Consider the following 24,524-nt stretch of genomic DNA (forward strand, 5'->3'; position numbering starts at 1 on the left):
CGCGCGACAGAAAGCGATTTCCCCTATCGCGTCCAACCCGTTGACCTCCCCCTTCCACACCCTTACCTTTTCGGCGTTCGTCATAACAACTGATGTTCGAAGTGTCGAACTTCGCCCTCAGGCACCCCACCCCCCGAGAGGCAGTCCGTATGAGCCGCACCAGCGACCTGCCCGGTACACCTGATACCGCCGACACCCCTGATGCCCCTGTGGCCTCCGGCGTCCCCAGCCGCAGACTGCTGCTGAAGGGAGCCCTGGCCGCGGGCGCTCTGACGGCGGCCGCCCCCGGTATCGCCCACGCCACCCCGGCCCCGAAGGCGGCCCCCTACGTGAACCCGCTCGCGCGCAACCGCGCCGACCCGCACATCCACCGTCACGCCGACGGCTTCTACTACTTCACGGCCACCGTCCCCGAGTACGACCGGATCATCCTGCGCCGCTCCCGCACCCTGAACGGCCTGGCGACCGCGGCCGAGTCCGTCATCTGGACCAAGCACGCCACCGGCCCCATGGGCGCCCACATCTGGGCGCCGGAGATCCACCGCATCGGCGGCAAGTGGTACATCTACTTCGCCTCCGCGCCCGCCGAGAGCGTGTGGGACATCCGCATCTGGGTCCTGGAGAACGCGAGCCGCGACCCCTTCAAGGGGACCTGGGTGGAGCGGGGTCAGATCAAGACGGCCTGGGAGACCTTCTCCCTCGACGCCACCACCTTCACCCACCGCGGCACCCGCTACCTCGCCTGGGCCCAGCACGAGCCCGACATGGGAAACAACACCGCCCTGTGGCTGTCGGAGATGGCGAACCCATGGACCCTGACGGGTCCTCAAATACGCCTGTCCACACCGGAGTACGACTGGGAGACCATCGGCTACAAGGTCAACGAGGGCCCCTCGGTCATCGCCCGCAACGGCCGCCTGTTCATGTCGTACTCCGCCAGCGCCACCGACTGGCACTACTGCATGGGCCTGCTGACCGCCGACGCCGACAGCGACCTGATGAACCCGGCGAGCTGGTCCAAGTCACCCACGCCGGTCTTCACCAGCAACGACACCACCAAGCAGTACGGCCCCGGCCACAACTGCTTCACGGTCGCCGAGGACGGGCGCAGTGACGTCCTCGTCTACCACGCCCGCCAGTACAAGGAGATCGTCGGCGACCCGCTGAACGACCCCAACCGCCACACCCGCGTCCAGAAGCTGGGCTGGAAGCGCGACGGCACCCCGGACTTCGGGATCCCCGTGGCGGACACGGCGACGGCCGCCTCCGCCCAACCAGTCAAGGGAAGTGCGTGAGATGAGACGTGCGTACGCGGCCCTGCTCGCCCTCTGTCTGGCGTTGCTCGGCGCCCTCGCCACCGCGGGACCGGCCCAGGCCGCGCCCCAGACGGTCACCAACGGCACGCAGTTCACGGACACTTCCGGCAACCCCGTGCACGCCCATGGCGGCGGGGTCATCAAGGTCGGGAACTACTACTACTGGTTCGGCGAGAACCGCAACGCCGACAACACCTTCCGATACGTGGACGCCTACCGCTCCACCGACCTGAAGAACTGGGAGTTCAGGAATCACGTCCTGACCCAGTCGAGCTCCTCCGAGCTGGCCACCGCCAACATAGAGCGGCCGAAGGTCATGTACAACGCGTCCACCGGCAAGTTCGTGATGTGGATGCACAAGGAGAACGGCGCCGACTACAGCGAGGCCCGCGCCGCCGTCGCCGTGTCGAGCACCGTCGACGGCAACTACACCTGGCAGGGCAGCTTCCGCCCGCTCGGCCAGCACATGTCCCGCGACATCACGGTCTTCGTCGACACCGACGGCACCGGCTACATGGCCTCCGCCGCCAACGAGAACTACGACCTGCAGATCTACCGGCTCACCGCCGACTACACCGGCATCGCGAGCCTGGTCGCCAACCCCTGGCCGGGCGGCCACCGAGAGGCACCGGCGCTGTTCAAGCGGGGCAACGTCTACTTCATGCTCACGTCGGGAGCGACCGGCTGGAGCCCGAACCAGCAGCAGTACGCGACGGCGACCTCACTGTCGGGCCCCTGGTCGGCGATGACCAACGTCGGCGACTCGACAGCCTACGGCTCACAGACCGCGTACGTCCTCCCCGTGCAGGGCAGTTCGGGCACCTCCTACCTGTACATGGGCGACCGCTGGGGCAACTCCTTCGGCGGGATCGTCAACGACTCCCGGTACGTGTGGCTGCCGCTGACCTTCCCGAGCGCCACCTCGATGTCCATGTCCTGGTCGCCGGAGGTCACCATCGACACGGCCGCGGGCACGGTCGGCGGCACGAGCGCCACGTACAACACACTGATCGCCCGGCACTCCGCCAAGTGCGCCGACGTGACCAGCCAGTCGCTGTGGCCGGGCGCCCAGATCAAGCAGTACGACTGCAACGGCGGCGGCAACCAGAAGTACTGGTTCAAGTCCGTGAGCAGTGGCTACTACCAGCTGATGGTCCGGGGCAGCTCCCTGTGCGTGCAGGAGAACGCGAGCACGGTCACCCAGGAGAACTGCAACGCCTCTTCGACCGGCCAGCAGTGGTCGGTGACCACCACCGGCTCGTACGTGAACCTCAAGTCCCGCGCGAGCGGGGAGTGTCTGGACGTGAACGGCGCGTCCACCGCCAACTCCGCCGCGATCATCACGTACACGTGCAACGGAGCGACCAACCAGCAATGGACGCGCGGAACATGAGTGCCCCTCGGATCAGGATCAGGGCAGCAGATCGATCGCGTCGATCGCCGTCCCCGCGCTGAGGAAGCCGGTCGTCCCCGAACCGCTCACCACGTTGATCTTCAGCACGTTGTACTGGCCGGTGTCGGTGAGCCAGGCACTCGCCGGAACGCTGTAGGTGAACGTGTTGTTGTTCCCCCGGTAGGACCCGTTGGTCAGCGACCGGGTGTTCGGCTGGGTGGGCGGCGAGGGGATGGCCGACGTCCAGGTGTCGTTGACGGCGACCTGCGGACGGCCGTTGGCGTAGGCCGTCGTCACGCCGATCCGCAGGGTGTGCGCGGCGGCGGCCTGGGCGGCGGTCAGCTTGAAGTAGACGAGCAGACCGCTGTTGACGTCCTTCCAGAGGTAACAGGGGAAGGCCGAGGTCTCGCTGCCGCTGCCGATCACCACGTTGCCGGTCCAGGCGGCGGCCCGGACGTCGGAGGGGTGCGCGTACGTCATCAGGTCGGCGTTCTTGAAGCCGCTCGGGGTGCCGTTCCAGTCGTTGATCCGCCAGATCGCGCTCGCCTTGGACGGGTCGTTCGAGGACGGGATCGCGATCGAGTTGAGCGTCGTCGTGCCGCCCGCCGTGACCGCCACCGACGTGGTGTACACGGCGAGTTCGCCCTTGAAGACGGTGAGCGTGTACGTCCCCGGCAGAACGCCCGGCACCGAGAAGTAACCGTCCGAGGCGCGGGCCGAACCCCAGTACTGCGCCGCCGAGTTGGCGAGAGAGACCGTGTACGGGTACGCCGTGTCGCGTCCGGTGATCCCGACGCCCGCGACCCGGCCCCGGCCGCTCGCTCCGACGTACCCGGAGATGCCGAGCGAATCCGCCCACGAGGTGGTCAGGGTGCCCGGATACAGCGAGGAGGAGGGAGCACCGCCGTCCGTGAAGGCGATGACGTACGGACCCTGCAGGCCGAAGCGCTGGTCCTCGGTCTGGTTCTGGCCGTAGTACAGGATCTCGTACAGCCCGCCGCCGTCCGCGCTCTGGTGACGCAGCAGCGAGCGGTAGAACGGGCCGCCGGAGGCCTTCTCGTGGTTGCTGCGCACGATCCACAGGCCGACGCCGCCGGCGGACCAGCCGATGTAGTCGTAGTCCATCACCCGCCGCTTCGAGTAGTGCTTGGAGCGGGTCTGGCCGTCGGACTTCGCGAACACGTCCGAGGCCTCGATGGTGCTGTTCGTGTACGTGTAGGAGTCGGGCTCGTCGTTGAGGAACAGACCCTTCTTCACGCGGACGATGTAGCGGGTCGCGGAGACGGAGGTGTCCGCCTTGTTGGTCCACAGATAGACGTTGTTCTCGCCGCTGCGGGCCGCGTAGTAGTGCTTCAGCGTGCCGTACGCGACCGAGATCAGGATCGTCGAACCGGACTGCTTGACGCTGACGGTGGAGGCGCCGAGGCCGGACTCGATGTGCGAGTTCATGCCGCCGTAGCCCTGGTACTCCACGCCCCGGTAGACCAGCGAGGTCAGGTCGCCGTTGGTCTTGCTGACCTTGAAGACGAGGCCGGCGCCGGTGTCGACGACGTAGTTCGAGCCGTCGTCGGTGTAGCCGAAGGTCGCGGCGGACGCGCTCGCGGCGAGCGGTCCGGCGAGGGCGGCCGATCCGGCGGCGACGGTACTGCTGAGGGTGCCGAGTACGAAGGCGCGGCGTCGGACCGGTCTGTTCGCGGATCCGGACATGTGGGGGTGCCTCCTTCGGGAGGTGGGGGGTGCGGATGATGGGTCAGAGTGACAGTTGAATCGATTTCGCGAAAGGGCTTTCGCTCGCGGGAGGTTGGCAATCTTGTGAAATCCGTTCAAGGTCTAGAAAGCGCTTGCCAGTAGCGGTACGGTCCAGCCGCCAGGCTTTGTCGCCCCGTCGCGGGACTGCCGAAGGAGCCGTATGAGACGTTTCAACCTCGCCGTACTGGCGGCGCTGACACTGAGCGCCGGCCTGACCGCCGCACCGGCCCAGGCACATGCCGGTCAGCGCCCCCCGGGCATCGAGAACTGCACCGCCACCGCCTGCCACTTCGACGTCGCACCCGGCACCTACGACGTCACGGTCCTCCTCGGCGGCACCGCCGGGTCGAGCACGAGCGTCAGCGGTGAGACCCGGCGCGCGCTGCTCCCCGAGACCCCGGTGCCCGCCGGCGAGCGGGCCGCCCGCAGCTTCACCGTGAACGTCCGCACCCCCGAGGGCGAGCCGACCGGCCCCGCGGGCACAGCCGGCCTCGACCTCACGCTCGGCGGTTCGGCGCCCGCCCTCGTCGGCATCCGTGTCACCCCGGCCCGGCACGCCCGCCAGATCTTCCTGGTCGGCGACTCCACGGTCTGCGACCAGCCCGCCGACCCCTACACCGGCTGGGGCCAGCAGCTGCCGCAGTACCTCGGCAAGGGCCTGTCCGTCGCCAACTACGCGGACTCCGGCGAGAGTACGGTGTCGTATCTGGGGAACCCCCTGCTGTGGGCCACCGTCCAACCGCAGATCCGGCGCGGTGACCTGGTCCTCGTCCAGCTCGCCCACAACGACAAGACCACCGACGAGGCGACCTACCGGGCGAACCTGGAGACGCTGGTGGCGGGCGTACGGGAGAAGGGCGGCACGCCCGTCCTCGTCACCCCGATCGTGCGCCGCTGGTTCAACGCCGACGGCACGCTGAACAACGACACCGCCCTCCTGGTCAACGGCCTCGGCGTGAACCATCCTGAGGTGGTCCGCTCGGTCGCCGCCGCCGAGGACGTGCCGCTGATCGACCTGACGGCGAGGACGAAGGCGGTCGTGGAGTCCTTGGGCGTCGAGGGCTCCAAGGCGCTGTACCTCTACAACGAGAAACGGGACAACACCCACACCTCCACCCATGGCGCCACGGTCTACGCGGGCCTGGTCCGCGACGCACTCGTCGCGCAGCACCTGGTGCCGAAGCGCCTGATACGGGTGGGATGAGCGCCTGGGGCGCCCCGACCGGAACCGGGGCGCCCCAGGTTCACCCTCTGAGACGTACGCGTTCTGAGAAGCTCGCCTGCTGACAAGCTCGCCTGCTGAGAAAGAGACACCATGCAGCTCCCTCCCGACGACCGCTCCGTCAGCCCCCGCACCGGCTACACGCGCGCCCACTGGGAGTCCGCCGCCGACGCCCTGCTGGCCGCCGTGGAGTCGTACGCCACCGAGGACCGCGCCCTCTACCACTTCCCCGGGGACCGCGAGAGCTGGTCCGGCAGCCTCTCCGACGGCCTGGAGGGCTATGCGCGGACCCTGCTGCTGGCCGCCTTCCGCCGGGACGAGACCGCGCTCCAGCGCTATGCCGACGGGCTCGCAGCCGGGGTGTCCGGGGTCTGGCCCCGCATCGAGGACCGCAGCCAGCCCCTGGTCGAGGCCGCGTCGATCGCCCTCGCGCTCAGGCTCACCCGGCAGTCGCTGTGGGACCGGCTCGACGACGGCGTACGGCAGCGGGCCGCGGCTTGGCTCGGAGACGCGCTGACCGCCGAACCCTGGCCCTGCAACTGGGAGTTGTTCCCGGTCACGGTCGGCGGCTTCCTCGCGGAGATCGGCCACGAGCCCGAATCCGCCCGGAAGGCGATCGACCGGGGCCTGGAGCACATCGAGCAGTGGTACGTCGACGACGGCTGGTACACGGACGGCGACGGCCGCAAGTTCGACTACTACAACGGCTGGGCGATGCACCTGTACCCGGTGCTGCACGCCTGGCTCGCGAACGACACCGCACTGCTCGACCTCTACGGCGGCCGTCTGGAACGCCATCTCTCCGACTACGCCCGCCTGTTCGGCGCCGACGGCGCCCCGATGCACCAGGGCCGCTCCCTGACGTACCGCTTCGCGACGACGGCCCCGCTGTGGCTCGGCGCGCTGACCGGCCGTACGCCACTGACGCCCGGTCAGACCCGCGGGCTGGCCTCCGGAGCACTCAAGTACTTCCTGGAGCGCGGGGCGGTCGACGAGCGCGGGCTGCTGACCCTCGGCTGGCACGGCCCCGACCCGGCCGTCCTCCAGGGCTACTCGGGCCCCGCCTCCCCGTACTGGGCCAGCAAGGGCTTCCTCGGTCTGCTCCTGCCGCCGGACCACCCGGTGTGGACGGCCCCGGAGGAGCCCGGCCCGGTCGAGCGGGCGGACGCGGTGACGTCCCTCACCGCACCCAACTGGCTGCTCCAGTCCACGCGTTCGGACGGAGTCGTCCGCCTGCACAACCACGGCAGCGAGGACGTCCGCTACGACCCGTACTACACCCGCCTCGCGTACTCGACGGTGACGACGCCCGCACCGTCGTACGACAACAGCGTGTTCGTCGGAGACGATCCGAGCCGGACCGGGATCGAGCCGCTGGGGGTCGGGGACGGGTGGGTGGCGTCTCGGCACACCGCGGGCGGGGGAGCGCGGGTGACGAGCGTCGTGCTGGCGCGCGGGGCCGTGGAAGTGCGCGTTCATCTGGTGGCGGGAGCGGCGCCGGGGACGCCGGTGCGGCTCACGGGGTGGGCGGTCGGCGAGGGGGCGCGCGCGGACTTGGTGCCCGTCGTCGGCCTCGACGAGGGACTCGCGGGCGTCACGGGGGACGGCGACACGCTCTTCGTCGCGCTGGCGCGTCTGACCGCCGAACCGGACCCCGGGCCCCTGGCGGAGACGGTGGCCGTGCGCGCGGACGGGGCGGGGGAGTTGACGGTCCGGTGGAGCGACGGGGACGAGGTGCGGGTGCGGTTGGACGCCGCCGGGGCGCACGTCGAGGGTGGGGGAGCCCCGTAGGGAGGGATGAGCCCGGCGGGGCGTGGGCCGGACTGCCGGGATCTGTCAGAACAGGGTCTTCAGGAGCCGTTCGGCGAAGGCGACGGCATGTGAGGCGGCGCCGATGTGGCCGCCGGGAAACTCGACGAAGGGGCTCCCGGTCCGCTCGGCGACGAGCCCGGCGGTGCGGTGCGGGAGCTGACCGCGTGAGTCGGCTCCGGCGGCGAGGGTGAGGCGCGGTGGGCGGGGCGCCGGGAGGGTCGTGGGCGCGGACGTGGGCGCGGACCTGGGCAGCGACGTCAGGTCGGGCACGTACGAGGTGAACGGCACCAGGACATGGGCGAGGAAGAGGGCCATGGGGCTGGCCAACTCCTCGACGCGGGTGCAGGGTTGACCGGCCGGAAGCTCTCCGGCCTCCTGCTCCGCAAGCCCGGCGGCGAGTCGCGCCGCGGCGGCCCGGAGCCCGGACGCGCGATACGTGTCGTACACCTCCCGGAACATGGCCCGCTGTCGGTCCCCGTCCGGCAGCACCGCCACACACGGCGGCTCGTGCGCGACGACGTGCCGCAGTCGCTGCGGGTGCCGGGCGAGCAGGTCGAGGGCGGCGATGCCACCCGAACTCGTCCCGAGGACGTACGCGGACTCACCCTCGGGCAGCGTCTCCTGGAGCACCTGGTGCGCCCCGTCGCTCCAGTCCTGGACCCGCTGGTCGGGAACGGGCAGGCCCAGTCGGCCGTGGGCGAGGCCGAGCGGGTCGTAGGTGACGACGGTGAAGTGCTCGGCGAGTACGTCCGTCATGGCGTCCAGCCCCATGGGGTGCCCGGCCCCGCCGGGGACGACCAGCAGGACGGGCCCGCTGCCGCGGAGGTCGAAGTGCGGCCGGTCGGTCATCGTTGTGCTCCTCGTCCTTCTTCGTCCTTCCGGCCCGTCCGCCCCGGCCGGTCGCGCGGCCAGTGCTCGAGCGTGATGTGCAGTGCGTCGATCGCCCTGTCCCAGGAGGCCCGTACGTCCCGGGGCGCGCCGAAGCCGCCCGTGGACTCCAGGGCGCAGTAGCCGTGGAAGGCGGCCCGCAACAGGCGTACGGCGTCGGTGAGATCGGGCTCGGCGAGGTCGTAGGCGCGCAGCATGCCGTACGTGATCTCGGCGGTGCGGCGCAGGGCGGGCGAGTCGGCGATGAGGGACTGGTCGATGCGGATCTGGGTGGCCGCGTAGCGTCCGGGGTGCTCAAGCGCGTACGCGCGGTACGCCCCGGCGAAGGCGACGAGCGCTTCCTTCCCGGACCGCCCCGCGACGGCCAGGGCGATCCGCTCGATCATCTCGCCGCCGGCCAGCAGGGCGAGCCGGGTGCGCAGGTCCTGGAGGTTCCTGACGTGCGAGTACAGGCTCGCGTCCTTCACCCCGAAGTGCCGGGCGAGGGCGGAGAGACTGACGTGGTCGAAGCCGACCTCGTCGGCGAGATCGGCGGCGGCCGCGGTGATGCGGTCGGGGGTGAGACCGGCTCGGGGCATGGGTACCTCGGGTCTGGCAGGTTTCCTAGGGGCTCTAGGTTATGCCCTGGAGGTCCTTTTGGGGGCGCATTTTCCCGAGGGGGTTTCTCCGTGACCGGCCTGGTCAGGGCCCGCGACCGGCTGTGGGAGGAGTGCCGGATCGCGGTCGAAGCGGCCGCGGCCGTCCCGTTCGCCGCGTGGCTGGCCGGGCGGGTGCCCGGGGACCTGCCCTGCCTGATCGTTTGCGGCGCGAACGCCGACTGGGCTCCCGAGTGACGGCACGGATGCCGCGCCTGCCGAGGTCGAACCCTGTCGGCAGGCGTCCTTCCTCCGGCTCCGCGTCCGGGCGACGGTAAGGGCCCCACCAGCTTCTCGCATCGTCATGTGCCCGATCCTTGCGAGGAGCCGGTGGGTGGTCCGTGGCCCGGTGCGGAATAGGGCCGTCAGCCGATGGGCGCGTACACGACCCCCAGCTTGTCGATCTCGTCGCCCGCCCGGCCGGTGAAACCGACGATCTGCCGGCCCGGCGGAGCCGTGAACGTCCTCGTGTCCGTGGTCGGCGTACCGGAGGCCAACGAGCGGCCCTTGTCCGTGGTGAAGGCCGCCGAGAAGATCCGGGTCCGGCTGTCCTTCTGGCCCTGGGTCACCTTCACCGAGGTGAGGTGCTCGCCGGAGGCGAGGGTCAGGGACGTCGCGGTGCCGCCCGTGCCGCCGTGCGAGAGGACCGTACCGCCGTCGAGGGTGAGGGAGAGCGAGTCGAGGCGGGAAGCGCCGCGCAGGGTCAGGGTGCGGGGGGAGGGGGCCGCGGGCAGGTCGTCGGAGTCGTTGAACGCCGTGCCGTGCGGGCCGCCGATGAAGTCGCTCGCCTTCAGTGACGAGTTGAGGGTGTAGGAGAAGTCGACCGTGTGCGGGAAGTGGTCCGAGAGGTTGCCGCCGGCCGAGTCGAGGAACGACGCCCACTCGTTGTTGTAGCGCGTGGCCGAGAGGGAGAACAGCTTGCTGCCGCGGTAGAGGACCTTGTCCACGACCTCGCAGCCATTGGTCGGTGCCGTGGTCGGGCACAGCAGCGCGTCCGCGCCCTGTGCCGGCCGGGTGCCGCCCTTCGCCAGCTGCACCCACGCGTCGGTCAGGCCGTTCTCGTCGGCCAGCGTGCGGATGTTGTCACCGGCCCGGGTGTACCGGGTGTTCGTGTCGCCCATGACGATCACCGCGTTGCCGGCGGAGTTGGCCTGGATGAAGTCGGACAGCTGCTCCACGTTGGCCCGGCGGGCGGCCAGCGCGTCCTCCGTGTCGTCCGCGTTGGTGTGGACGTTGTAGAGGTCCACGAAGACGCCTTCGGCCAGCCGCACCCGCGCCAGCGAAAAGCCCTTCGGGGTCAGGCAGTTGGTGCCGGTGCACTTGTCCCACTTCACCCGCTCGAAGTCCTCGAAGGCGTGGTCCGAGAGGGTGTTGAGGCCGTCGCCGAACGGCACGCCGCCGCTGGTCGCGGTGCGGTAGGGGTGGTTGTCCCCCGCGTAGAGCGCCGCGTGGTAGTTGAAGTCCTCCTGGACGTTCACGATGTCGTACGCCGCCAGGCGCGGGGAGATCAGCGGGGTGTTCGTCTCCGGGTGGCCGGAGCTCAGGCCCTCCGGGAGGCCCGCGACGTTGTACGTCAGGACGTTGAACGTGCCGGTGGTGGCGGCTGCCGCGGGTGTCGCGCCGGTGGCGGCGAGGCCGGTTACGGCCAGCGCGGCGGCCGCGAGGGCGCCAAGGAGTCTTCTCATGGGGGGGTGTCTCTCCGATGGGAGGAAGCGGGGACGGAAGGTGAACGCTGCTCAGGTTCTCCGTCAAGCAGTGTGACGGGAAAGGGCAGTTGGGGAAACAGTGAGAGACGAGGTAACCGAAGAGAGGTCGAGTGCGGTGGCGCCGCCGACCACCTCGCGGTCCTCGGCTGAGCACCTCGACGACTGAGCACCTCGACGTCGCCTGAGTCCGCACCGGACAGCGCCGCCCACCCGGACGACGCCCCCGCCGGGCCACCCCCCTCAAACAGGCACAACGTGTTCGCCACCCGCCCGACCGGTCCCCGATGTCACAGATGGCAGGGCTGTCTCGTCTCAGGTCTCGACGACGCGATTCGGGAACCGGCGCGAAGGGCCGCGGGCAGCCGGCCGCACACCAGGAGATGGGCCGAGCGGATCGGCTCGTGCGACGCCTTCATCGTCGTCACGCCCGAATACAACACCGCCCCGCCCGCCGCCCTGACCAATGCCCTCGACTACCTCTTCGAGGAGTGGGGCGGCAAGCCGGTCGGTTACGTCGGCTACGGCGTCTTCGGTGCGGTCATGGCGGTGCAGAGGCTCCGTGCGCAGGCGGGCCCGCTGCGGATGGCGGACATCGGGCCGCAGGTGGCACTGTCGCTGCGCGAGGACTTCGTGACCTTCACCGACTTCCGGCCGCGGGAGCTGCACCTGGCGCAGGTGCACGGGCTGGTCGACGAGCTGCTGGCGTGGGCACAGGCACTCGGCCCGCTGCGCGCCGCCTCCCACGCGGCCGCCTGAACCGCCGGCCACCACACGGGCCGCAGGGCCCGATCCCCACCGTCGGCCGTCGTCGTAGCGGGAGGCCCGGCCCGACGACGCCGGCCCCCACGACCACGATCACGTCGTGAGGGCCGACGTCACGCCGGATCCCGACCTGCCCCACGGCGCCCGGTGCACCGGGCGGGGCGCGACGGCCGGGGGCCGCTGCGCGGGAGCGGACTCAGAACGTCAGCTTCCAGCTGTCGATGGTGCCGATGTCGGCCGCGTACACGTCCTGGACGCGGAGCTTCCACGTGCCGTCGGCCGGTTCGGCGGACGCGTCCACGGTGTACGTGGTGTGGATGTCGTTGCCCGAGTCGCCGCTGAAGTTCTTCAGCCGGTATGCCGTGCCGTCCGGTGCGATCAGGTCGATCACCAGGTCACCGCGGTAGGTGTGGAGGATGTCCACGGTGACTTCCAGGTCGCTCGGCGCGTTGCCGGTGCGGCCGGTCACGACGAGCGGGGACTCCGCCGGATCGCCCGCGTCCGGGATGTCGACGTTGCCGGGGTTGACGAAGAAGTCGCCGCCGGACGGGATGACGGTCCAGGGGAACGTCGTGGACCGCTTGTCCGTCTGGCCCTCGACGCCGACCGTGACCGTGGGCGTGAAGTCGCCCGCCGCGGTCGGGGTGCCGGAGACGACCCCGGTGGCGGCGTCGACGGACAGCCCGTCGGGCAGCCCGGTGGCCGAGTAGACCAGGGCTCCGGCCCGGCTGGTGCTGGCGGAGATCCGCAGCGAGGCCGGCTGGCCGACAGCGGCCTCCTGGTCGGCTGGGGCCGTCAACGCGATGTGGTCGACGAAGCGGGAGCCCACGTTCACGGCAGCCCAGGCGTTGCCCACGGCCTCGTACGCCTCGCTGGACCGGCCGAACAGGTCGGCGGCGGCCTGGAGGGTCGCCTGGCGGGCGTCCGCGTAGTCCGTGCTGGACGTCATGTACGTGGTCAGCGCCCGGAACCAGACGTTGGTGGCGTTGTGCAGGCCGATGCCGGCGGCGGGGAGACCGTCGTAGGTCGGGCTGTCGTAGGCGACCCCGTTGACGGTCCGGCTGCCGCTGCCCTCGGAGAGCAGGTAGAAGAAGTGGTTCGCCACGCCGGAGGAGAAGTGCACGTCGAGCGAGGCGGTCTCGGGCGACCACCAGTCCTGGGAGGCGGCGTCCCTGGACGGCTTGTCCATGTAACGCAGCGGCGTACCGTCGCCGTTGATGTCGATCAGCTCGCCGACCTCGTAGTCGGGAGTGTCGCTGGGGTTGTTGGCGAAGAACTCCACGGCGGCGGCCATGATGTCGCTGGTGGCCTCGTTGAGCCCGCCGGACTCGCCGCCGTAGATGAGGCCCGCGGTGCTCTCGGTGACGCCGTGGGACATCTCGTGGGCGGCGACGTCGAGGGCGGTCAGCGGGTTGGCGTTGCCCGCCCCGTCACCGTAGGTCATGCAGAAGCAGCCCTGGTAACCCCACATCGCGTTGATGTAGTTGTTGCCGTAGTGGACGCGGGAGTAGGCCTGGCGGCCGTCGTTGGCTATGCCGTTGCGGCCGAACCGGTCGTGGTAGAAGTTCCAGGTCTCCTGGGCCCCGTAGGCGGCGTCCACGGCCGCGGTCTGGCGGTCACCCACCGTTCCGTCGCCCCAGGTGTCGTCGGGGTCGGTCAGGAGCGTGCCGGTCCCGGCTGTTGCCTGCTTCAGGTCGTACGTCCTGTGGTTGCGCTGCGCGTCGAACAGCTCGAAACCGTTCGTTCCGCGGGTGCTGGCGATGTCGACCTTGCCGCTGAACTGCCCGTGTCCGGTGCCGGTCTGGACGCCTTCGAACTCACGCAGCGTCTTGCCACTCTTCGCGTCGGTGACGACGTGCAACTCGCTGGGCGTGCCGTCCTTCTGGACGCCGGTGACGACGGACTCCCAGGCGAGCGTCGGCGTTCCGTCGGCAGCCCAGACGACGAGCCGCGGGGCCGCGTCCGCCTCGGCCTTCCGGGTGCCCTCGGCGCCGGCGACCTTCAGGGCCGACTTCCTGGCCGTCGACGCGGGAACGGCGGCCTTGGTGGTGGGCACGGTGAGCGGGGCGTCGGTCGCCTTGGTGACGGTCCGGCTCGCAGCGCGCTGATGGATGATCAGGTCGCCGCCCAGGACCGGGAGTTCGGCGAAGGTGCGGTCGTAGCGGGTGTGCACGGTGCCGTCGGCGTCCTTGACGACGTCCTTCGGTATCAGCTCCTCCTTGGCACCCAGGCCCAAGGTGTCGGCGGTGGAATCACCGGTGTCCTTCGCGGACTTCAGCAGTCTGGCGCGCTGCGCCGGAGTCAGCGTGACGGGCGCCGCGCCCGGCTTCGGCTTGGCGGCGATCTTCGCGGGGTTCGCCGAGCCGGGGATCGCCGTTGCTCCGGGCCCCGGTTCGGCGTTCGCGCCGGAGGCGGGGAGTGCCGCGAGGAACAGGGCGGCGGTGAGGACCAGTGCGCCCGTCGCGGTACGACGGCGCACAGGGGCGGGTACGGAGGTGTGTGAAGTGGTGTCAGTTAAGGGTGAGTTGGAGTTGGGGCTTATGCGAGGACGTCTGTCGCTCGTCACTCAGGCTCCTTTGACCGCGTTGTGGGGTTCCTGTGAAAAGGTGGCCGTGCGGCGTGAAGATGCTGGCATTGAAACGTATGACTTGTCAGCAGTGGATCAGACCATTGTCCGGAAACCGGGCCCTGTCTTTCACCGTCCCGGTCCCAACGTTCGTGATCACGTGCGCCTTTACACGGCTGGAACAAACGGGCCGTATGGGCAACTTCAGCCACTCGCTCGTCAAGTCGAGCTGCGAAAAGAGGAGTTCGGCGAGTCCGGCCCCACGGGATCGTAGGGTGGCCTGGTCGGCAGGACGGACCGGGGAGGGGTATGGCGCACGAGGCGCGGAGCGCGGAGGAACCCGGAGGACGCACATCCGACGGCCCCCGCACCGGCCCTCCCGACGGCCGGCAACCCCTGTGGCGGCAACGGGACTTCGGCATCTTCTGGGCCGCGCAGACCCTTTCCGTCCTCGGCGACTCCTTCGCCCTGATCGCACTGCCCCTGCTGGTACTCCAGGCCACCGGCTCACTCGCCCGGATGGGCCTGCTCACGGCGGTCGGCGGGGCGGCCTCCGTGCTGGCGGCCGTGTTCGCCGGCACCGTGGTGGACCGCGTCGACCGCCGTCGGCTGCTCATCGTCTGCGACCTGGTGCGCCTGGTGCTGTACGGCGTGATCCCGCTGGTGTGGCTGTTCGGGCCGCAGGTCTGGCTGCTCTACGTGGTCCTGCCGCTGTGCGAGGCCGTCGGCATGCTGTTCGCCGTCGGCTATGTCACCGTCGTCCGCGGTTTGGTCGGCACCGGACAGCTCACGGAGGCCAACGGCCGGCTCAACGCGACCGCAGCGGCGGCCGGCGTCCTCGGACCGGTGGGCGCGGGAGTGGTGGCCTCCTGGACCGGTCCGGCCGCCGCCGTGGGAGTGGACGCGGCCAGCTTCGGCGTCTCGGCGGCCTGCATGCTCTTCGTACGGTTCGCCGCGCGCTCCGGCGACGACGGCACTCCGACGCGGCGGGCGACCCTGTGGCAGGACCTGCGCGTCGGGATCGCCTTCCTCCGCGGCCATCCGGTGCTGCGCTCGCTCACCGCCCTGCTGTTCGTCTTCAGCTTCCTCACCCTCGGCCTGAACGACCTGGTCATCTACCACCTCAAGCACGACCTCGGCCACGACGACGGCACGGTCGGCACCGTCATGGCCGTCGGCGCCCTCGGCACCATCACCGGCGCCCTGCTGGTCGCCCGGATCCGCCGCCGGCTCGGTTTCGGTCCGACGTGGACCGGTGCGGTCGCGGTGTGCGGGCTCGCCTTCGCCGGCCTGGGCTGGGCCGGGGAGGTGCCCGTCGTCGCCGCCCTCAGCGCGGCCTTCCTCGCCTGCGTCGGCATCGCGGGCACCTGCTCGATGTCCCTGCGCCAGGAAGTGACCCCGGAACCACTCCTGGGCCGCGTCACCTCCGCCTTCTGGACCCTCCAGTACGCCGCGGCCCCGATCGGCGCGGCCGTCCTGACCTGGGCGGCGGACCGGCAGGGCACGACCCCGGTCGGCCTGGTCGCGGGCGGCTGCTGCGTACTGATCGCGGTGGCCGCCCTGTTCACGCCGATCCGGCGGTCGGACCCGAGCTGAGGCGCGCTCGTCAGCCGTTCACGCCCGCGTAGTGCGCGAGGCTCCGCCGCCACAGCAGCCGGGCTGCCAGGTACGCCAGCACGCCCAGCAGCGGGGAGGCCGCCGCCAGCCAGTACGGGACGCCGGTGTCGTGGCCGGTGAGGACGGCGGCCGGGAAGTACGCGACGAACGCCAGCGGAAGACCGAACGTCAAAAAGCCGCCGACCGCCTTCGGCAGCACGTTCAGGGGATAGCTGCCGAAGGTGCCGAGGAGTTCCTCCAGCCAGCGGCCCCAGTAGTCGGCCGCCGGGAACCGGAGGGAGGCGCAGGCCACCGCCGTGAACAGGGCCGCCTCCAGGAGCATGCCGCCGAGGACCGCGGCGATCAGGTACGAGGTCCGGCCGGCCGTCCAGTCCAGGTCGCTGCGGCTGAGCGCGCCAGCCATCAGGCCGGCCGCGACGGTCAGGTCACCGATCGCGTTGGTGGGGAAGTACGAGAGCTGGACCTGGCGGTGCACCGGCATGGGACGCGTGAGATAGATGTCGATGCGGCCCTCCTGGATCTGCCGGCCGATGCCGTGCAACCGGCCCAGCACCAGCACGAACAACCCGTGCGCGAGCATCCGCGTCGCCGGGATCAACAGCACCTCGGAGCTGTTCCAGCCGCCCATGCCGGTGAACCGGGTCAGCAGCACCGTCGCGAAGACGATCACGGAAACCTGCCAGATCGCGCCGATCGCGATCATCAGCAGGAACTCGGTGCGGTACTCCAGCTGGGCACGGAAGTTGAGACGCGTCACGCGCCACGCGATCCGGACGGCGTTCATACGCCTCAGCCTCCCTGGGACATGACACGGCGGGCGGCGCGGTGCCACAGGAACCGGGTGAACAGCGCGAGCAGCACGACCCAGGCGGCCTGGATCGCCAGCTGGCCCGCCGCGTCCGACAACGGGATACGGCCGATGTACAGCGACAGCGGGACGCTCAGCGTCGCCTGGAAGGGCATGAACGCGCTCATGGTCACGAACCAGTCCGGGAAGAACCACAGTGGCGCGTACACCCCGGACAGCAGGTTCTGCGCGAAGATCAGGATGAGCATCGCGGCGCTGTTGCGCACCGTCCAGAAACACAGCTGGTCCAGGACGAGCATCACGTAATAGAGCACCAACTGGCCGAGCAGCAGGCTGAGCGCGAACACCCCCGCCACCGCGGCCGACCCGGGCGGCTCGACCACGTCGGCCGCCAGGCACACCGCGTATCCGCCCAGGGCCCACGCGAACCCGTACACCTGCTCCCCGAGGGCGCGCAGGGCGTAGTAGCGCTGCGGCGGCAGCGGGCGCAGATACCAGTAGATGATCGTGCCGAAGTGCATGTGCTGGAGTACGGTGTCCCGGCCCGCGTACTGGTCCAACTCCCTGAGCCGGGAGGCGAGTACGGCCAGTACGGCGTACGTGACCGCCTGGTCGCGGTCGAGTCCTGCGGTGGTGCCGGTGTGCGCGTACAGGCCGTGCCACAGGGATGCCACCAGCACCACCTGCACGGTCAGCCGGAGCAGCACGGCGGTCATCCGGGGCGGGGTGTGCAGCTCGCCGAGCGGGGTGACGCGGGCGGTGCGCCAGGCGTGGAGTACGGCCATCACACCGCCCCCGCCTGGGCGTAGGCGGTCCGCATCACGTCCTCGAGGTCCGCCTCGTCGATGGCTATGCCGGTCACCTCGTACCGCTCGATGACCGCTTTCAGCGCCTGGTGCACGGAGGGGGCGTCGGGACCGTCGGGACCGAACACGACCTGCGGCCCCTCGTGTCGCAGCACCGCTATCCCCGGCAGCGGTACGACCTCGGTGTGCGCGTCGGCGAGGGTCGCCCGCACCTGCCAGGTGGAGCCGAACTTGCGGCGGATCTCGTCGAGGCTGCCGTCCAGCACGAGCCGGCCGTGGTTGATCAGGACGACCCGTTCGGCGAGCCGCTCGACCTCGGTCATGTCGTGCGTGGTCAACAGGACGGTACGGCCGCGTTCCTCGACCTGGTGCCGCAGGAACTCCCGTACCTGCTCCTTGACCACCACGTCCATGCCGATGGTCGGTTCGTCGAGGAAGACGACCTGCGGGTCGTGCAGCAGGGCGGCGGCGAGGTCACTGCGGACCCGCTGGCCGAGGGAGAGGTGACGTACCCGGGTGTCCCAGAACGACGACAGGTCGAGCAGGTCGTCGAACTCCTTGAGACGGGCCGCGTGTTCGGCCTTCGGCACCTCGTAGATGTCCCTGAGGATCGCGAACGACTCACGCACCGGAAGGTCCCACCACAGCTGCGTGCGCTGCCCGAACACCGCGCCGATGTTGCGGGCGTTGCGCTCGCGCTCCCGGTAGGGCACCAGGCCAGCCACCTTCGCCTCGCCGGAGCTGGGCGTGAGGATGCCGGTGAGCATCTTGATGGTGGTCGACTTGCCGGCGCCGTTCGGGCCGAGCAGGGCGAGCAGTTCGCCGGGGGAGACGTCGAAGGTGATGTCGGAGACGGCGTGCTTGGCGACCCGCTCCGGGTTGACCAGGGACCGCAGTGTGCCCGTGAAGCCGGGGCGGCGGACGCTGGTGTGGAAGACGCGGGACAGGCCACGGACCTCGATGCTTCCGCTCACGCTGTGGCTCCTCTGCTGTGAGCATGAGTTGCGGCCGGTCGGCTTGGAGGGCCGACCGGCCGCGGGGCACATCATGACCGTTGCAGAATGTCGATCAATCGGTCAATGGATTTATGGATCAACGAGTTGGACTCAGCCGATCACCGAGAACACGAACGAGAACTCCGTGGGTTCGGCGCGCAGGTGGTACTGCGGCAGCGGGCCCGGCCCGCAGGACTGGGAACCCACCCCGTGCAGACCGTGGTCGAGGTTCACCCACACCGTGTCGCCGGCCTCGAGGTCGGTGAGGTGCGAGGCCGCGTCCAGCTGCTCGGTGGTCCACCGCCGGGCGCTGAACCAGAACTCCGGGTCACCCTCGACCCTGAGGCCACCGAGCTCCACCCAGCGGACGTCGGCCCGGGCGCCGTTCTCCTGCGGGCGCACGTACGGCGTCTGCAGCTCGTCGACCGAGGACTCCCAACGGCCCGTCATCGAGGCCGACCTGGTGTCCGGGTAGGCCTCGCCGGGGCCGCCGCCGAACCAGCGCACCCGGTCCGTCGAACCCGGCAGCCCGAGGCGGACGCCGAGCCGGGGCAGGGGCAGCGTCCATTCGCCCTCCGGGGTCACGGACACGGTCAGCCGCAGCCGCTCGCCGTCCGAGGTCCAGCGGTAGACGGTGCTCAGACCGACCTCGGCGGCGGCGGGCGCCACCCGGGTCCGTACCGTCAGGGCGTCCTCGCCCGGCTCCACGGACACCAGCCGGTGCCGCATGCGGTGCAGGCCCAGCTTCCGCCACAGGGCGCTGTACTGAATGCCGGTCCGCCACTCCGTGCCGTCGTCGTTGTCGGTGGTCGCCCGCCACACGTCCAGCTCGAGGCCCTCCACCGTGACCCCGCCGATCGCGCGTGGCGCACCGGTCCGGGCGTCGAAGGAGGCCGGGCCGAGCGTGATCAACCGCTCGCCGGGCACTGGCCCGGCGGTGGGCGTGACGGAAGGAACGGCGCGGTCGGCCGCCGGGACCTGGCCCCAGGCGACCACATGGCCCTTCGCCGCCCACGCGGTGTCGCCCGCCAGCAGCGCCCGTACCGTCCACCCGGACTCCGCGCCGCGCGTCTCGGCGGGCGGCTCCGGCAGCTTCACGTCGGTCGACTCGCCCGCCGCCAGCGCGGGCACGTTCAGCGTCCCGGCCTCGATCGTCTCGCCGTCCACCTGGTACGACCACTCGAAGACCAGCGCGGACAGGTCGGCGAAGTCGTGCCGGTTGGTCACGCGTACGGTGCCGTCCGTGCCGTCGCCCTCGATGCGGACGGGCTCGATGACCTTCTTGTACTCGACCAGGCCGGGGGAGGGCCGCCGGTCCGGGAAGAGCAGGCCGTCGCAGACGAAGTTGCCGTCGTGCAGCTCCTCGCCGAAGTCGCCGCCGTAGGCGTAACCGAGTTCCGGGTGCTGGACGCCGTGGTCGATCCACTCCCAGATGAAACCGCCCTGCAGACGGTCGTACTTCTCGAACAGCCGCTGGTAGTCCAGGAGTCCGCCGGGCCCGTTGCCCATGGCGTGGCCGTACTCGCACTGGATGAAGGGAAGGTCGCGTCGCTTCTTGGTGCCGCCGTCCGTGCGCCGGCCGATCTTCTCGACCTCGTCGTGGAACGCGTACATCCGCGAGTACACGTCGGTGTCTCGGCAGCTCCAGTCGCCCTCGTAGTGCACGAGTCGCGAGGAGTCCCGGCCGTGGATCCACTCGGCCATCGCGGTCAGGCCGCGGCCGGTGCCGGCCTCGTTGCCGAGGGACCAGAAGACGATGGACGGGTGGTTCTTGTCCCGCTCGACCATGCGGGCCGCGCGGTCCAGCAGGGCCGGGGTCCAGCGGTCGTCGTCGACGGGATTGTCGCGCCAGTCCTGCTCGACGAACCCGTGGGTCTCCAGGTCGCACTCGTCGATGACCCACAGGCCGTACTCGTCGCACAGGTCGAGGAAGGCCGGGTGCGGCGGGTAGTGCGAGGTGCGGACGGCGTTGATGTTGTGCCGCTTCATCAGCAGCACGTCCTCGCGCATGGTCTCCAGGTCGAGCGCGCGGCCCCTCTGAGGGTGCCACTCGTGCCGGTTGACGCCCTTGAAGAGCACGGGCGTGCCGTTGACCTTGATCAGACCGTCCTCGAGCACGACGGTCCGGAAACCGATGCGCAGGGGCACCCGCTCGCCCTCCGTCACCAGCTCGCCGTCGTACAGCTTCGGGGTCTCCGCCGTCCACGGCAGCACTCCGACGGTGACCGGCTCGCCGGTCGCGACATCGATGTCCAGGGCGGGCACCAGCACCCGGCCGTCGACGTCGGAGTCGACCCGCAGGGTGCCCTCGCCGCTGGTGTGGTCGTAGGAGGCGTGCACGAAGTGGTCGAGCACACCGCCCGCCGGACGGTGCAGCAGTGTCACGTCACGGAAGATGCCCGGCAGCCACCACTGGTCCTGGTCCTCCAGATACGACCCCGCCGACCACTGGTGGACACGGACCGCGAGCACGTTCCCGCCCGGCTTGAGGAGGTGGCCGACCGCGAACTCGTGCGCCAGCCGCGAGCCCTTGAACTCGCCGATGTCCGTGCCGTTCAGCCAGACCCTGGCGCAGGACTCCACACCGTCGAAACGGAGCACCACCCCGCCGTCCGCCGGCCAGTCGGACGGCAGGTCGAAGACCCGCAGATGGTCGCCGGTCGGGTTCTCGGTCGGGACGTGCGGCGGGTCCACCGGGAAGGGATAGAGGACGTTGGTGTAGATCGGTGCCCCGAAGGCACCGTCGCCCTGCAGGACCCAGTGGCCGGGGACCGTGACCTCCGCCCAGCCCCCGGCGTCGTACCCCTCCTCGGCGAAGGAGTCGTCCTCGGCGTCGGCCGTCGCCGACAGCCGCAGCCGCCAGCTGCCGTTGAGCGACAGCGACGCGGCGTTGGAGGACGCGTACCAGGCGCGGGGCGGGAGGGCCCCGCTGCCCGGCGAGACGTCCTCGACGTAGTCGACAGCGGGGGTGGTGCGGAAAGACATCGGTCTCCTTGCTCAGCCCTTGATGCCGGTCTGTGCGATCCCCTGCACCAGCCAGCGCTGGAGGAAGAGGAAGACGAGCAGCAGGGGCAGGATGGAAATGGCTGTGGCCATGAAGATCGTGTGGAAGACGACCGTCTGGTTGGTCATGTAGTTGGAGAGCGCGACCTGGACGGTCCACGCGTCCGGGCTCTGGCCGATGACCAGCGGCCAGAGGAAGGAGTTCCAGCCGTTGATGAAGGTGATGGTGGCGATCGCCGCGAAGAAGTTCAACGAGTTGGGCACCACGACGCGCCAGTACGCGCCCCAGTAACCGAGCCCGTCCACACGCGCCGCCTCCTCCAGTTCCTTCGGGAACCCCAGGAAGTACTGCCGGAACAGAAAGCAGGTGAAACCACTGAACAGCGCCGGAATGATGAGACCACGATAAGTGTCCACCCAGCCGAGAGAGGAGACCAGGACGAAGCTGGGGACGAACGTCACAGCGGTCGGGACCATCAGGGTGCCCAGGACGGCGTAGAAGACCTTGTTGGCGTGCTTGTACGGGATACGGGCCAGGCCGTATCCGGCGAGCGAGCACACGAACAGGACGCCGACGGTGTGCAGGGTGGCCACGACCGTGGAGTTCCACAGCGACCGCCCGAAGGGGACCGTCGGGTCGTTGAACAGTTCGGTGAAGTTGCCCCACTGAAGGTTCGTGGGGAAGAACTTCCAGTTCTCTCCGGTGATCTCGGGATCGGTGGAGAGGGCGTTGCGGATCAGCAGGTAGAACGGGACCAGGAAGAGAAGGGCGGCGACACCGGTGGCGATGTAGAGGCCGGTGGAGCCCATCACGCCGCCACCGCGCCTGGTGCGCCGGGGCTTGGCCGACGGCTGGGTGGTCTTGTGTATGTCGGGCATGGTGGTCACTTGGACTCGTCCCCCCTTCCGAAGCCCATGAGCTTGCCCTGGAACAGGGTCACCAGGCAGATGAGTACGGTCAGGATGACCGCGCCCGCGCTGCCCGCGCCGTAGTCCTGGTTCTCGCCGAGGGCCTTGTAGTACAGCTCCACCAGTGGCGGACGGCCCCACGTGGTCTTCTGCAGCAGGTTGAAGAACTCGTCGAAGGCCTGGTAGGCGGCGATGAGCAGCAGCAGGACCACCGCCGTCGACGTGGCTCGCAGCTGGGGCAGGGTGATGTACCGGAAGGTCTGCCAGCCGGGCTTGGCGCCGTCGAGGGCGGCGGCCTCGTACAGCTCGCCCGGGATGTTCTGCAGCGCGGCCAGGAACAGGATCATGTAGAAGCCGGACTGCAGCCACAGGCGTGCGGAGACGATGACCAGCCAGTACCACGGCGGATTGGGGTCGGCGAGCCAGGCGATGTTCTCGACCCCGAACCAGCCGAGGACCGTGTTCATCAGACCGAAGCGGACCCCGCTGAAGATGGACATCTTCCAGATCAGCGCCGCGGCGACATAGCTGCACGCGGTCGGCAGGAAGAACACCGACCGGAAGAACGCCCGCATGAACCTGAGCCGGTTCACCGCCAGGGCGAGGCCGAGGGACATCGCCCAGGTGGTGGGCACGATGAACGCGGCGAAGACGGTGAAGGTGCCGAGCGAGCCGACGAAGTCGTCGTTCGTCAGCATGTACACGTAGTTGTCGAAGCCGATGAACTTCTCCGGGGTGACCGTGAAACGGGCCTCGAAGAAGCTGAGCCAGATGCTCCAGAGGATCGGTACGTAGACGAAGATCGCCAGACCGATGAGGAACGGCCCCGTGAAGAGCCAGAAGTTGAAGGTGGGGCTGCCTCGCAGCCCCCGCCGCGGCTTGGCCGGGGTGGCCTTGGCCGGGGCGGGGCTCGCGAGGTCGAGTTTGGTGGTCGTCGACATGTCGCTGTCCGTCCGTCGGTCTATCCGAAGAGCTTCTTGAGCTCGCGGTTGACCGCCTTGTCGGCCTTGTCGAGGGAGGCCTCCGGGTCACCGTCCTTGCGGACGGAGTTGGCGAAGACGTCCTCCAGTGCGGTGATCATGGCCTGGGTCCAGCCGATGTTGTCGAAGTGGCCGAACTCGTTGAAGAGCTTGACGCCCTCGGCCGGCAGCCCGGACTTCAGCTTGGTGGCGGTCTGGGCGATCGAGGTGCGTGGCGGGATGTGGAAGCCGAAGGAGGTGGCCCACTCCTCCTGGTACTTCTTCTGGTCGATCCACAGCCACTTCACGAACTCCTTGGCCGCGTCGACGTTCTTGCTCTTGGCGTTGACGAACATCGACCAGCCGCCGTTGTAGACCGACTGCTTGCCGGAGTCGATCGTCTTCGGGAAGGGGAAGACGCCGATGTCGTCGCCGAGGGTCTGCTGGAACTGCGGCATCGCCCACATACCGCAGAACTGCATGGCGCACAGGCCCTGGTTCAGTGCGGAGGGGTCCCAGTAGTCGGTCGGGGCGTCGAGGAGGAGGTCGCCGCTCTTGAACAGCCGGCGCATCTTCTTCAGACCCTCGATGACACCGGGGGTGTGGTAGGCGATCTGGTTCTTGTCGTCGAGTGTGTCGGCGCCCGCGGACCAGATCATCGGGTTGACGACGGCGTGCAGGTCGTTGCCGAGGTAGAGGCCCTTGACCTTGCTCGTGGTGAGCTTGGCGGCGGCCTCGATCAGCTCGTCGAGAGTCTGCGGTACCTCGACGCCGGCCTTCTCGAAGAGCGACGGCCGGTAGAAGAAGAACTGCGGGTCGTCGATCATGCGGACGCCGTATATCTTCCCGTCGACCGTGTGCGACTCGATGTCGGCCGGGTTGAAGTCGTCCTTGACCGGGCTGATGATGTCGGTCAGGTCCGCCACCTGGCCGCTCTTGACCATCTGTATCTGCGGGTGGAACTCGAAGAGGTCGGGCGCGCTCTTGGTGAGCAGGGTGGCGAAGAGCTTGCTCTCGAAGTCGGAGCTGGTGATCCACTGCGTGGTCACGTTGGCCTTGTCGTAGGCCTTCGCGTACTTCTTGATGGCCTGCTCGGTGCCCGCCTCGCCGTACGCGTGGAAGAACTGCGTCAGATTGACGCCCGAACCGGATCCGCCGCCGCGGCCGTTGTTGCCGCCGCACGCGGCCAGCCCGCCCGCGGCGGTCAGACCCAGGGCGGCCCGCAGAACGGTTCGGCGGTCCCAGCTGTTGTTGCTCAATGCCGACATGGTGACGTCCTTGTCTCGAGTTCGGCTGCGGCTCTGTCGCTCAGCGTGAAATGGCTCAAAGAGTGGTGCGGTGGCGGGACGCTAGCCTTCGGCTAAGGCTTCGGCAAGGG

Annotated in this window: 19 protein-coding genes; 7 read left to right on the forward strand and 12 right to left on the reverse strand. The window is 69.6% G+C overall.

The features are described 5' to 3' along the window. Window positions 1–149 precede the first annotated feature (149 nt). Together OHA64_RS37210 and OHA64_RS37215 are read left to right on the forward strand one after the other, a co-directional pair. A complete protein-coding gene (locus OHA64_RS37210; RefSeq protein ID WP_405620843.1) occupies window positions 150–1,295 on the forward strand; it encodes a family 43 glycosylhydrolase in 1,146 nt (381 codons plus the stop codon). Between the two features lies 1 nt (window position 1,296). Further along, on the forward strand, window positions 1,297–2,709 hold the full coding sequence (locus OHA64_RS37215) for an RICIN domain-containing protein (RefSeq protein WP_405620845.1): 1,413 nt from the start codon (window positions 1,297–1,299) through the stop codon (window positions 2,707–2,709). An 18-nt stretch (window positions 2,710–2,727) separates the two neighbouring features. Here OHA64_RS37215 and OHA64_RS37220 read toward each other — a convergent pair whose 3' ends face one another. After that, window positions 2,728–4,416, reverse strand: coding sequence for a rhamnogalacturonan lyase B N-terminal domain-containing protein (locus tag OHA64_RS37220; protein WP_405620847.1), 1,689 nt, complete (start codon window positions 4,414–4,416; stop codon window positions 2,728–2,730). Between the two features lie 202 nt (window positions 4,417–4,618). Between OHA64_RS37220 and OHA64_RS37225 the strand changes: the two genes are divergently transcribed. Continuing rightward, window positions 4,619–5,662, forward strand: coding sequence for a rhamnogalacturonan acetylesterase (locus OHA64_RS37225; protein ID WP_405620849.1), 1,044 nt, complete (start codon window positions 4,619–4,621; stop codon window positions 5,660–5,662). Window positions 5,663–5,773: 111 nt separating this feature from the next. Next, window positions 5,774–7,471: a DUF2264 domain-containing protein gene (locus OHA64_RS37230; RefSeq protein ID WP_405620851.1), complete on the forward strand. Its 1,698-nt coding sequence runs from the start codon at window positions 5,774–5,776 to the stop codon at window positions 7,469–7,471. A gap of 45 nt (window positions 7,472–7,516) precedes the next feature. On the opposite strand, the gene OHA64_RS37235 is transcribed toward OHA64_RS37230, so the two are convergent. Further along, window positions 7,517–8,341: an alpha/beta fold hydrolase gene (locus OHA64_RS37235; RefSeq protein ID WP_405620853.1), complete on the reverse strand. Its 825-nt coding sequence runs from the start codon at window positions 8,339–8,341 to the stop codon at window positions 7,517–7,519. After that, window positions 8,338–8,958, reverse strand: a complete 621-nt coding sequence (locus tag OHA64_RS37240; protein ID WP_405620855.1) for a TetR/AcrR family transcriptional regulator — start codon at window positions 8,956–8,958, stop codon at window positions 8,338–8,340. The genes OHA64_RS37235 and OHA64_RS37240 overlap by 4 nt, the downstream gene beginning before the upstream one ends. 90 nt (window positions 8,959–9,048) lie before the next feature. Here OHA64_RS37240 and OHA64_RS37245 point away from each other — a divergent pair, with 90 nt between their 5' ends. Continuing rightward, window positions 9,049–9,213: a hypothetical protein gene (locus tag OHA64_RS37245; RefSeq protein WP_405620857.1), complete on the forward strand. Its 165-nt coding sequence runs from the start codon at window positions 9,049–9,051 to the stop codon at window positions 9,211–9,213. A gap of 167 nt (window positions 9,214–9,380) precedes the next feature. Here the strand turns inward: OHA64_RS37245 and OHA64_RS37250 are convergent, their stop codons facing one another. After that, window positions 9,381–10,700 (reverse strand): jacalin-like lectin, encoded by a 1,320-nt coding sequence (locus tag OHA64_RS37250; RefSeq protein ID WP_405620859.1) that lies wholly within the window; start codon window positions 10,698–10,700, stop codon window positions 9,381–9,383. Between the two features lie 276 nt (window positions 10,701–10,976). On the opposite strand from OHA64_RS37250, the gene OHA64_RS37255 reads away from it, so the two are divergent. Next, on the forward strand, window positions 10,977–11,477 hold the full coding sequence (locus OHA64_RS37255) for an NADPH-dependent FMN reductase (RefSeq protein WP_405620861.1): 501 nt from the start codon (window positions 10,977–10,979) through the stop codon (window positions 11,475–11,477). 202 nt (window positions 11,478–11,679) lie between these two features. On the opposite strand, the gene OHA64_RS37260 is transcribed toward OHA64_RS37255, so the two are convergent. Next, window positions 11,680–13,962 (reverse strand): M4 family metallopeptidase, encoded by a 2,283-nt coding sequence (locus tag OHA64_RS37260; protein ID WP_405620863.1) that lies wholly within the window; start codon window positions 13,960–13,962, stop codon window positions 11,680–11,682. Between the two features lie 396 nt (window positions 13,963–14,358). On the opposite strand from OHA64_RS37260, the gene OHA64_RS37265 reads away from it, so the two are divergent. Further along, on the forward strand, window positions 14,359–15,645 hold the full coding sequence (locus tag OHA64_RS37265) for an MFS transporter (protein WP_405620865.1): 1,287 nt from the start codon (window positions 14,359–14,361) through the stop codon (window positions 15,643–15,645). 10 nt (window positions 15,646–15,655) lie between these two features. On the opposite strand, the gene OHA64_RS37270 is transcribed toward OHA64_RS37265, so the two are convergent. The 7 genes from OHA64_RS37270 to OHA64_RS37300 form a co-directional block, all read right to left on the reverse strand. Continuing rightward, complete coding sequence (locus tag OHA64_RS37270) at window positions 15,656–16,450, reverse strand: ABC transporter permease (protein WP_405620867.1); 795 nt, start codon at window positions 16,448–16,450, stop codon at window positions 15,656–15,658. Window positions 16,451–16,455: 5 nt separating this feature from the next. After that, the gene (locus OHA64_RS37275) at window positions 16,456–17,259 is read right to left on the reverse strand and encodes an ABC transporter permease (protein ID WP_405620869.1); all 804 of its coding nucleotides are present in this window, start codon (window positions 17,257–17,259) and stop codon (window positions 16,456–16,458) included. Further along, window positions 17,259–18,254 (reverse strand): ATP-binding cassette domain-containing protein, encoded by a 996-nt coding sequence (locus OHA64_RS37280; protein WP_405620871.1) that lies wholly within the window; start codon window positions 18,252–18,254, stop codon window positions 17,259–17,261. Before OHA64_RS37280 ends, OHA64_RS37275 begins: the two co-directional genes overlap by 1 nt. A 132-nt stretch (window positions 18,255–18,386) precedes the next feature. After that, entirely contained in the window at window positions 18,387–21,260 is a 2,874-nt protein-coding gene (locus OHA64_RS37285) for a glycoside hydrolase family 2 TIM barrel-domain containing protein (RefSeq protein ID WP_405620873.1), read from the reverse strand. Between the two features lie 12 nt (window positions 21,261–21,272). After that, window positions 21,273–22,157, reverse strand: a complete 885-nt coding sequence (locus OHA64_RS37290) for a carbohydrate ABC transporter permease (protein WP_405620875.1) — start codon at window positions 22,155–22,157, stop codon at window positions 21,273–21,275. Between the two features lie 5 nt (window positions 22,158–22,162). Then, window positions 22,163–23,128, reverse strand: a complete 966-nt coding sequence (locus OHA64_RS37295; RefSeq protein ID WP_405620877.1) for a carbohydrate ABC transporter permease — start codon at window positions 23,126–23,128, stop codon at window positions 22,163–22,165. A 20-nt stretch (window positions 23,129–23,148) separates the two neighbouring features. Further along, the gene (locus OHA64_RS37300) at window positions 23,149–24,414 is read right to left on the reverse strand and encodes an ABC transporter substrate-binding protein (protein WP_405620879.1); all 1,266 of its coding nucleotides are present in this window, start codon (window positions 24,412–24,414) and stop codon (window positions 23,149–23,151) included. Between the last annotated feature and the right edge of the window lie 110 nt (window positions 24,415–24,524).

Source organism: Streptomyces sp. NBC_00076 (assembly GCF_045041235.1).
In the GTDB taxonomy this organism is placed as follows: domain Bacteria; phylum Actinomycetota; class Actinomycetes; order Streptomycetales; family Streptomycetaceae; genus Streptomyces.